The sequence below is a fragment of the Methanobrevibacter sp. genome (genome assembly GCF_045646045.1).
Taxonomy (GTDB): Archaea; Methanobacteriota; Methanobacteria; order Methanobacteriales; family Methanobacteriaceae; genus Methanocatella.
The window spans coordinates 1-11,790 of record NZ_JAZRJY010000112.1; the positions used below are offsets into that span (position 1 = coordinate 1).

The 11,790-nt window shown below is 30.6% G+C and carries 4 protein-coding genes; 3 read left to right on the top strand and 1 reads right to left on the bottom strand.

Annotation, left to right across the window (positions count from 1 at the left end; genetic code table 11):
- Window positions 1-48 precede the first annotated feature (48 nt).
- Window positions 49-981: an exopolyphosphatase gene (locus ACKI5C_RS07480; protein WP_407432537.1), complete on the top strand. Its 933-nt coding sequence runs from the start codon at window positions 49-51 to the stop codon at window positions 979-981.
- A gap of 66 nt (window positions 982-1,047) precedes the next feature.
- On the top strand, window positions 1,048-3,486 hold the full coding sequence (locus ACKI5C_RS07485; RefSeq protein WP_407432538.1) for an RNA degradosome polyphosphate kinase: 2,439 nt from the start codon (window positions 1,048-1,050) through the stop codon (window positions 3,484-3,486).
- Between the two features lie 98 nt (window positions 3,487-3,584).
- Here ACKI5C_RS07485 and ACKI5C_RS07490 read toward each other — a convergent pair whose 3' ends face one another.
- Complete coding sequence (locus tag ACKI5C_RS07490) at window positions 3,585-3,884, bottom strand: STAS domain-containing protein (protein ID WP_407432539.1); 300 nt, start codon at window positions 3,882-3,884, stop codon at window positions 3,585-3,587.
- A gap of 80 nt (window positions 3,885-3,964) precedes the next feature.
- On the opposite strand from ACKI5C_RS07490, the gene ACKI5C_RS07495 reads away from it, so the two are divergent.
- A complete protein-coding gene (locus ACKI5C_RS07495; protein ID WP_407432540.1) occupies window positions 3,965-11,773 on the top strand; it encodes an amino acid adenylation domain-containing protein in 7,809 nt (2,602 codons plus the stop codon).
- The last annotated feature ends 17 nt before the right edge of the window (window positions 11,774-11,790 follow it).

Below are 11,790 nucleotides of genomic sequence, written 5' to 3' on the forward strand. Positions count from 1 at the left end.
TAATTTATATATATAGAATTTGTTTAATTAATTGATTAATGTGGTAATATGAAAAGATATGGAATAGTAGATATTGGGTCAAACACAATAAGGTTTAAGATTTATGATTATATGAATGGAAAAGTTAGACATTCAGTTTCAAATAAGAAAACTGCAGGACTTATAGGCTTTAGAGAGAATGGTAAATTGAATGAAGCTGGTATTCATGTATTGGTTTCTACTCTTAAAAAGTTTAATAGACATATGGAAGAATTGGGTGTTGATGAAGCATATTACTTTGCTACTGCCAGTTTAAGAAATGTTGATAATACTGAAGAAATATTGGATAGAGTTAAAAAGGCATTAAACATTCACATACATGTATTATCTCCCGATGATGAAGCTACTTTAAGTTTTGAAATTATTAAAGAAAAAGATTTATACGGTAATGATGGAATACTTATTGATGTTGGTGGGGGTAGTTCTGAAATAAATGTATTTAAAAATAGAAAACCAATAGGTGATGTTAGTCTTCCTATAGGGTCATTAGTGATGTATCAGGAATATGTATCCCTGATGTTTCCAGATGAAAATGAAAGAAAACATATTCAAAAGAGAGTTCTTAAAGAAATAAAAGATTCAGGTATTAAAAAACATAATAGGGAGATAATGATTGGTGTAGGAGGTACAGTCCGTTCAATAAAAAGACTCTTAAAATATCTAGGTATGATAGAACACCATACAAAAATAATACCAATTTATTTATTGGATGATCTTTTAAATGAATTACGTCATAATACTAAAGAAGATTACAATAAAGTATTACAAATAAAAGCTGAACGTATACACACATTAATTCCGGGAATAATCATTGTTAAAACCATTGCAGATTATTTTGATGTAAAATATTTGCATGTAACAAACTACTCCATAAGAGAAGGTGTATTAAATTCAATTATAAATGGTGAATTTAAATCACCAGGTAATATTATTTTCAAGTAAATTCTCCCATAAGAGAAACGTATTAAATGCATTATGTGGAGAATTTAAATCAATGGGAGTTATATAATGAAAAAAAGGGATTATTCATATACTCAAAATAGGGAATTATCTTGGTTAAAATTTGATGAAAGGGTTCTCAGTGAAGCGGAAGATGACAGTGTTCCATTACTTGAGAAATTACGATTTGTATCTATTTTTACAAGTAATCTCGATGAATTTTATATGGTTCGATGTGGTAGTTTATACGATTTAACCTTAGTTGATAAGAAGGATAGGGATAATAAAACTGGTTTAACACCTCGCCAACAATTACATGCGATATTTAAGGCTACATTACCCCTCTATGCAAAAAGAGATAAAATTTTTGATAATATTATTCAAAAATTACGTAAACGCCAGATTGTAAGATATAAATTTGATGAACTTAATATGGTAAGAAAACAATATATCTCCAAATACTTCTATGAAGAGGTAATGCCATTATTATCCGCACAAATTATTGATCCGCATCAGCCGTTTCCTCATTTAATAAATAAGAGTTTATATATTTATTCCATGCTTGAATCCCCTAATGATAGTCATGATGAAAAATCCAAAAAGAATCTTATTATGGGATTAATACCTGTGCCTTCAACACTTCCAAGATATATTATGTTTCCTGGAACTAATGAATTCATATTGTTGGAAGATTTAATACTGGCTTTTACTGAATCAGTATTTTCAAATTATAAAGTTATATATAAAACAGTTACTGCAGTAACACGAAACAGTGATATTAACCTTCAACGAACTCCTATTGATGAAGATGAAGATTATAGGCACTACATGAAAAAAATTCTTAAGAAAAGAAAAAGATTAGCGCCTATAAGATTAGAATTTTATGGAGATAATGATGTAAAGTATACAAAACATCTTAAAAAAGAATTGGGGTTACATAAAAATCAAGTTTTTACTTCACAAACTCCATTGGATTTAGATTATATTGAAGATGTAATTAAAGAATTGCCTGAATCAATAGTTAACGAATTAACATTTCCTGAATTCAATCCACAGGTAAACCCTAATATTAGGAAAAATAAACCTCTACTTGATCAATTGGATGAGAAAGACATATTATTATTTTATCCTTATCAAACAATGAATCATTTTATTGACTTTTTAAAAGAATCTGCTAGAGATCCAGAAGTTTTATCCATAAAAATTACATTATACAGAGTAGCAAAAAATTCTGAAGTTATTAAATATTTGCTGGAAGCTTTGGATAATGGAAAAGAAGTTACAGTTCTCATCGAATTGCGTGCAAGATTTGATGAACAAAACAATATTATTAATGCAGAACTGTTAGAAGAATCAGGAGTTCATATTCTATATGGATTTGAAGATTATAAAGTTCATTCAAAAATATGTTCTGTAACTAAAAAACATGATAATCAAATAAAACATTATACTCAAATAGGTACTGGTAATTACAATGAGAAAACAGCTAGTAGATATACAGATTACTGTTATTTAACATCTAATGAAGAAATTGGAGAAGATGCTACTGAATTTTTCAATAATCTTTCATTGTCCAATCTTAGAGGACATTATAATAAGTTTCTCGTATCACCTACCACAATAAGATCTGGAATTATTGACCTTATTGATAATGAAATAGATAAAGCCAAAAATAATCAGCCGGCAGAAATACTGATGAAAATGAATTCAATCACTGACCGTAAAATCATTGATAAATTAGCTGAAGCATCACAATGTGGCGTACCTATACGAATGATTATCAGAGGTATATGTTGTATTATACCAGGTATTCCAGGTAAAACTGAAAATATTAAAATTAAAGGAATCGTTGGAAGATATCTTGAACATTCAAGAGTTTATGCATTCGGTAAGGGTGAAGATAGGATATTATATATTTCAAGTGCAGATATAATGACACGTAATACTGCTAAAAGAGTTGAAATTGCCTGTCCGATAGAAGACCCTGAAATTAAAAATAGAATCCTTGAAGATTTAGACATAATGTTTAAAGATGACATTAAAGGTCGTAAAATAAATAATCATGGAGATTACGAAAAAATTATACAGGAAGAGCATATTAATTCACAGGAATTTTTCCAGGAAAGAGCTATTAAAGAAATGAAAGAATACGAATATGATGAAGAAGACATCAAATTCGGAGTAATGAAAGGAAAAACATTTCAAAGTAATGCGAATCCGAAAAATGATGATAAAACATCAAAACAACTGGAAGAAACAAAATCAAAACTGGAAGAAACACAAAATGAATTAAATGATCTTAAAACAGAATTTAATCAATTAAAAGAAGAATTGGAAAAATCTATTAAAGCTTCTAACAAGTTGTCTGATGAACTTAAAGAAATTAAAAGTTTAACGGAAAAACAAACGGATGAAGTTACTATTAAAGATGCTGTTCTTATTCAATCTTCGGATACCCAAAAAAATGAGGGAGGATTTTTTAGTAAAATAAAAAATTTCTTTAGATAATATTTTTTATCTAATTAGTGCAAAATTGAGTTATTTCTATCATAGATAACTCATTTAATGCATTTTATTTCTTATTTTGAATTTTAATAGGATTGAAATTATTCTATCTTTAAAATTTTATCAAAACCGGATTTTGCGAATATTTCATTAACGGACTCATTAGCATTTCTAATGACAAATGGAATGTTTTCGGGGTTTAATTTCTTTTTGGTTGCGAGTAAAACTCTAAGTCCTGCACTTGAAATGTATTCCAAGTCAGTTAAATCCATTATCAGATAATTAAAATTTCCCATTTCGTCATCGATTTGCTTTTCAAGGTCCTGTGAGGAGATAGTATCAACACGTCCTTCAATGGTTAATGTTAATTCCTTGTTATTGTAATATTTAATTATTTTCATAATAATATATTACACTTATATTAATTTTAAATATTTTGCTTTACAAATATGTTCATGGTAACAAATATTGAGGTAAAACTATGGATTTATTTGAATTATCTTCATCTCAAAAAATGCTTTTATTTTCTGAAATAAATAATCCTCATAACGATTCATTTTATCTTAAATTCAAAAAAGATTTTGATTTAAATGATTTTGAAAACGTAAAATTATCTATGGAAATTATTTGTAAAAATTATCTAAATTTACAAATCAAAAATGACGATTCTGGTGAATTTAAACAATATTATGCCGATGTTAATGTAAATATTGAAACATTTGATGTCTCGAGTGGTGTCGATGAATTTATAAAAGAGTATTTGGACAATCCATTTGATGATATATTTGATTCTCCATTATATAAATGGGCAGTTTTAAAAACTGATTCTTCATGTGTTCTTATTGGTGTTGTCCAACATATTTTAATTGATGGAACTTCACTTTACTCAATTATTCCTCGTGAAATCGAAAAATGTATTGATTGTATTAAAAACGGTGAAGAATACATTCCAATTGATTATTCCTATGATACATATGTCAATGCTGAATTGGAATATTTAAAATCTGATGAAGCTAGTGATGATAAAAAATATTGGCTTGACACACTAAAGGATTACTCTCAGGACTGGTATTCCTTTGATGATTCACAACTTGGATATTTGGAGGTCCTTTTGGATAAATCCCCTGATTTGGGATACTCTCCTTTTGTCACTGCACTGGCACTAAATTTCCTATATCTTTCAAAATCCAAAAAGGATAATGAACTGTTTAAGGATTTAGTACTCAATACCTCTGTTCATGGAAGGTATTTTGGCCAAAATGATGCTTTGGGAATGTTTGTAAATACAATCCCTTTAAGATTGGAATATGATGAGGATTTGACTTTTGATGAACTTCTTTCCTATTCAAAGGATGTTTTAAAACAAGGTTTGTCCCATGCGAAATTACAGTTCAGTGAATACACAACCGACTTAAGAAATGTCGGAATTGATCCTGATTGTGTTTCAATGATTTCTATTGTATCAAATTCTACAGATTATGATTCAAAATTCTTAACTCTTCAAAAAGACATTAAATTTCCTCTACACTTTAGAATAAACAAAAATTATTCAGATAAAAATGGATTGCATTCTATATTCATTGAATATGATAAATCCTGTTTCACCTCAAATGAAATAGATGAAATGGCATCCGGTCTTAAAAATCTGGTAAAACAAATCAATGAAGATTCATCTAAAAAATGTAGGGAATATGATGTTAATACGGTTGAATTCTTCAGGGCTGAAAATTATTATAACAATATGATTAATTCTTTTGATAATCCGACAGCTATTTCACCTGATGTCAGTGAAGAAAATGTAAACTATAAAATGATATCTAAATCAGTTGATATTGATAAATTAAAAGATTTAACCAATGAATATCATTTATCAAAAGAAAAAATATTGCTTGCAACATTCCTATTTAATTTAACCAAGTTTGCATTTTCAAAAGATATTTTGATTGCATATAATCGTGTTGCTGCAGGATATCATTTTAACACGGACATGACCGTTAAAGAGTTTTTTGATGATTTTAAACAATACTTTGAAGAATATAAGAATTATCCTCTTTTAAACAATAAAAAATTAAATTTTGAAAGTGAAATCCTATTTTTTGATGATGAATATAGTACTAAGGATTATAAATTGGTATTTAATTTTGAAAGCGGAAAAATTAACATCAGCTATGATGAATCATTCTATTCAAAAGAACTTATGGATGAATTCCTCAATGCAATGGATGTCCTGTTTGATAAATTTGCATCAGCAGATGAATTGCTTAAAAACATTTCCATTTGTGAGACTCTGGAATTGGATGAAGACTTTGAAATTGAACTTGCAAATGAGGGTATAATAAACAGAATTTTTGAAAATATTGTCCTTGAAAATCCGGAAAAGACAATACTTTATGCCGAAGACGGTCAACTTACCTACGATGAACTAAACAGAAAAGCAAACAGAATTGCCAATTCTTTAATTAAAAGAGGAGTTAATGTTGAAGATAGAGTAATGTTTATGATGAGAAGAAACAGCGATTTGATAGCTGCTGTTTTAGGTATTGTCAAGGCAGGAGCAGCATTTATTCCAATTGATCCGAATTATCCGAAAAACAGAATCAACCAAATTCTTGAAGACAGTGATTCAAAATTTGTTATCACTTCTTCTGAAATAGAATATGCTGGTGAAAACAGAATAGATGTTGATGAGTTGCTCAGTGAAGATAATGATTCTAATCCTCAAATTGAATTGACACCTGATAATTTATGCTTTTTGATTTACACATCAGGTTCAACCGGAAAACCAAAAGGAGTAATGATTACTCACAGAGGAATTTCAAACTATATTGCCAATGTTGAAGAAAATGCTCCAATTTATGAGCTAAATCATAAATGTAATAAGTTTATTTCAATTTCTACTGTTTCATTTATTGTATTTTTAAGAGAAATCTTTGGTACAATATTAAATGGTTTGCCTGTAGTTTTTGCCAATGATGAACAGGCAATTGATCCATTAGAATTAGTTGAACTATTTAAAAAGACTGATGCAGAAGGATTTGGTTCAACACCAACAAGACTTCTTGAATATCTCCAGCTTGAAGAAATTCAGGAAGTTGTTGGAAAGTGCAAGGTCATTATTGTGGGGGGTGAAGGTTTCCCTCCAGCTTTGTTTGACAGATTGTCAAAATACACTACCGCAGATATTTACAATTCATACGGACCAACAGAAGTTACAATAGCTTCACATTATAAACTCATGGACTCTCCAAAAGTTACTGCAGGATGGAAAATGCTTAATGTTGTTGATAAGATAATGGACATTGATGGAAATCAGCTCCCTCCCTATGTATCTGGTGAAATCTATGTGGGTGGTGCAGGAATAGCCAGAGGTTATTTGAATAATCCTGAACAGACTGAAACGGTATTTATGCAATTGAATAACATTCCATATTATAACACCGGAGATTTGGGTAAAAAAGACTATGATGGTGAGCTATACGTTTTAGGCCGTAATGATACTCAAATCAAACTAAGAGGTTTAAGAATTGAATTGTCCGAAATCGAAGGAGCCATTGCAAATTATGAAAATGTGACTCTCACAAGGGTTGTAGTTAAAAAAATCAACTCCATTGAACATTTATGCGCATATTTCACAGCAACATCTGATATTGACATCGATGATTTGAAACAGCACTTAATTGACTCACTGCCTGAATATATGGTTCCATCATATTTCACACAAATGGATGAATTCCCAAAAACACCTAACGGAAAAACAGACTTTAAAAACTTGCCTGACCCTGAAATTGATATGGATGAATTCATCAAACCAAGAAATGATGTTGAAAATGAATTGTTTAACATAGTTAGTGAAATTCTTGGCATTGAAGAGTTTGGTGTAAATACTGACTTGTTTTCCATAGGATTGACATCCTTGACAGTAATCAAATTGACTTCAGCTATTTATAATAACTTAAATGCTCAAATGAATGTTACTGAAATCTTAAATTACAAAAGCATTGAAAAAATAGCTTCAGAAATTAAAATTGATGATGAAAAATCAAGTGATGTTCAGGAATTATATCCGTTGACTTCAAATCAGCTTGGAGTTTACTTTGACTGCATCAAAGATCCGGAAAATACTGCATATAATCTTCCAAAGAAAATGGAATTTAGTGAAGGCATTGATGCAAAAAAACTCAAAGAATCAATTGTTAAAGCTATTAATAACCATCCATATCTGAAAACAAGAATAATACTTGAAAATGGAGAAGTTTATCAACAAAGAAGGGATGCTTTAAAAGTTGACGGGCTGATTGAAATCGTTGATGAGGTTGATATTGATGGATTTGTACAGCCATTCAATCTTGAAGAAGGTCCATTATTCAGATTCAAGATAGTTGAAAATTCAATGCTTTTAGCAGATTTCCACCATATTATCGTTGACGGAACATCTCTTAACATATTATTTGATGAAATCGCTAAAATCTATGATGGCAAGAGTTATGAACTCGAAGAGCTTGACGGATTTGAATATTCATTAGATGAAATTAAAACACAACAATCCAGCTTATACAATGAAGCGAAATTGTTCTTTTCAAATAAAATCCAGGAATTTGATGAGGCTACAGTAATTGCACAGGACATTAACGGTGATGAATCAGAAGGTAAGGCTGCAATTGAAGATGTTTTCATAGATAAGCAAAGTATTGATGAATTCTGTTCGAAATCGAACATCAGTCAGAATAATTTATTCCTGGCAGCAATGTCATTTGTTTTAAACAAATTTGTTTATAATAGAAATACGTTGATTGCAACAATTACCAATGGTAGATTCAATCCAAATCAACAAAAAACATTGGCAATGATGGTTAAGACTCTTCCTTTAGCTTTAAAATTAAATTCTGATTTAAATATTAAGGAATATATGGAATACATTAATGGAGAATGGTTGAATGTGTTGACTTATTCATCATATCCTTTGACTGAAATTTCAAATGAATTCGACATTACTCCTGAGATATTATATGCATATCATGGAAAAATCATAGAAGACATTGAAATCGGTGGAATGAATGTTGAAAGACAATCACTTGATTATGAAGGATTGAAATTTAAAATAAGTGTTAATGTAGTTGAAGTTGACAACCAATACAGAATTTTCTGTGAATACAACGACCAATTATACTCTAAAGTTTTAATCAATACATTCCTTGATTGTATTTCTATTGTTTTAAACAAATTCCAAATATTCGATGAAAAAACTTTAATGAAAGATATTTCAATTATTGAAAATGATGATTGGAGTGCTGATGATTTGGAATATGATGAAATTCCAGAAGACAGGTTGAATAAGATATTTGAAAATCAGGTGGATTTGCATCCTGATAGGGTTATATTATATGCAACCGATGGGGAATTCACTTATGATGAATTAAATAAGAAAGCTAATAGGATTGCCCACAGCCTCATTAAAAAAGGTGTAGGTCCTGAAGACAGAATAATGTTTATATTGAATAGGAACAGTAATGTAATTGCATCAATATTCGGTATCTTAAAATCAGGTGCAGCATTCATTCCTGTAGATTCAGGATATCCGTCCGAAAGAATTGAGCATGTTTTAACAGACAGTGAATCCAAATTCATTATTGTGGATGATGTAATTGAGAAAAATGGTATTGATTTAAGTGAGTACTCTGACAATCTGCTAGATGTTAATGAATTACTTGAAGAGGAGGATATTTCCAATCCAAATCCTGATGTACATGCTAACAACATGGCATATCTCATTTACACTTCCGGTTCAACAGGACTTCCAAAAGGTGTAATTCTGGAGCATGGAAACATTGCAAACTTCGCATATCCTGATCCGAGAAATATCTGTACATATGAATTAGTACACAATCTTGAAAAAGAGGATTATAAGGTGTTATCCACAACTACTGTGGCTTTTGATGTATTCCAGCAAGAATTAATGGGATCTCTATTAAATGGCATACCTATGGTATTTGCCAATGATATTGAATACAAGGATCCAATTGAAATGATGGATTTAATTAACAGAAGCGGCGCCAATGTTTATATTGCCACACCATCACGTCTGCTCCAATATCTTGAAATTGAAGCAATGCAGGAAACAATGTATGGATTTAAAGTCTATATACATGCAGGAGAACCTTTCTCACAAAGATTATATGAATTGCTTAGCGAAAACTCAAACGGAAAAATCTTTAACATGTATGGTCCGACCGAAACTACAGTTTACTGTAATGGGCAGCTGCTTGAAAGTTCAGACATAAACATTGGAAAAGAACTGTTCAATGTTCATGAAATGGTTATGGACTTCGATTCAAATCCACTGCCTCCAAATGTTATTGGGGAATTGTTTATTGGAGGAAAAGGTGTTTCAAGAGAATACTTGAATCGTCCTGAAAATAATGCAAAATCTTATGAAGTAATTAATGGAATTAGATTCTACCATTCAGGAGACTTTGTTAAAGTCACTGAGGATGGTGATTATTATGTATTCGGAAGAATGGATAATCAAATCAAACTCAGAGGTTTAAGAATTGAAATCGGTGAGATTGAAGTTGGACTTTCTAAATATCCTGGAATCAAATCTGTTGCCGTTGTTGTTAAAAAAATTAAAGGCAATGATCATTTATGTGCTTATTTCACAGTTTCTGATGAGTATAAGGATGAAAATCGTGAAGAAAATGAATATTCCATTGATATTGATGATTTAACGGCATCACTTGCTGAAAAATTGGTATATTATATGGTTCCAACAGTTTATATGGAACTTGATGAAATGCCTCAAACTGCAAATGGTAAAACTGATTTGAGAAATCTTCCAGAACCTGTATTGATAACAGAATATGTTGCTCCTGAAAATGAAGTTGAAGCATTCTTTACAAACTTATTTGCTGAAATCCTGGGACTTGATGAAGTTAGTGTAACAGACAGTTTCTTTGATATAGGTGGAACATCCTTGCTGGTTACAAAAATTACTATGGAAGCATTAAATCATAACTATAACTTAAATTATGGTGATGTATTCTCAAACCCAACTCCAAGGGCATTGGCTGAGTTTATTTTATCTGATGAAACATTAGATAAAAAAACGGAATTGGCATATGATTATTCTCAAATTAATGAACTGCTTAAGAAAAATAATATTGACACAATCATTAACGGCGAAATTCAGGATAGTTTGGGCAATATTCTCCTTACTGGAGCTACTGGATTTTTAGGAATACATGTCTTGCGTGAAGTATTGGAAAATGAGACGGGTGATATTTACTGTTTTATTCGGGCAAATAAGGTATTAAGTGGAGAACAGAGACTGAAATCATTGCTTTTCTATTACTTCTCTAATGCCTATGTCGACTTATTTGAAAAAAGATTGCATGTTATCGAAGGGGATATTACTAACTTTGACGGCTTTGATAAACTCATTCATGAAAAGATTGATACTGTAATTAACTGTGCGGCAAACGTTAAACATTTCTCTTCCGGAACAGATATTGAAGATATTAACCTTGGGGGAGTAATAAACGGACTTAAGTTTGCAAAAATGAAAAATGCTAAATATGTACAAGTTTCAACATACAGTATTGCAGGTGAAAGTATTAACAATTATCCTCCTGTGGATGTTAAATTCAGTGAAAAGGACTTATTCATAGGTCAGGCTGTAGATAATCAGTACCTCAGTTCTAAATTCTTGGCAGAACGTGCTGTATTGGAAGCTGCTATTAATGATGATTTGGATGTTAAAATCATGAGAGTTGGAAACCTGATGGCAAGAAGTTCAGACAGTGAATTCCAAATCAATTTTGAAACAAACGGATTTATCAATCGTCTAAAAGCATTTGTAACAATTGGAAAAATGCCTTATTCAATGCTGATGAATAATGTGGAGTTCTCACCAATTGATACAACTGCAAAGGCAATTATAAATCTTTCAAAAACACCTAAAGAATGTACGGTATTCCATCCATATGATTATCACAGTATTTCATTTGGGGATATAATTAACATTATCAAGCCTTTGGGATTGAATATTGAACCTGCTGAAGAGGACGATTATCAAAATGCCCTTGATGAAGCACTTGCAGATAAGACAAAACAGGAAGGGGTTTCAGGTCTTATAACATCAATAGGCTCGGGTAAAGTTAAAAAGGTCTGGGTGCCGGTTGATAACTCATATACTATTCAGACACTATATCGTTTAGGTATAAAATGGCCATTTCTATCTGAAGAGTATATTTATAATTTTGTTAAATTCCTGAAGGATTTTGGATTTTTTTAGTGTTTAGGAGGTATTGA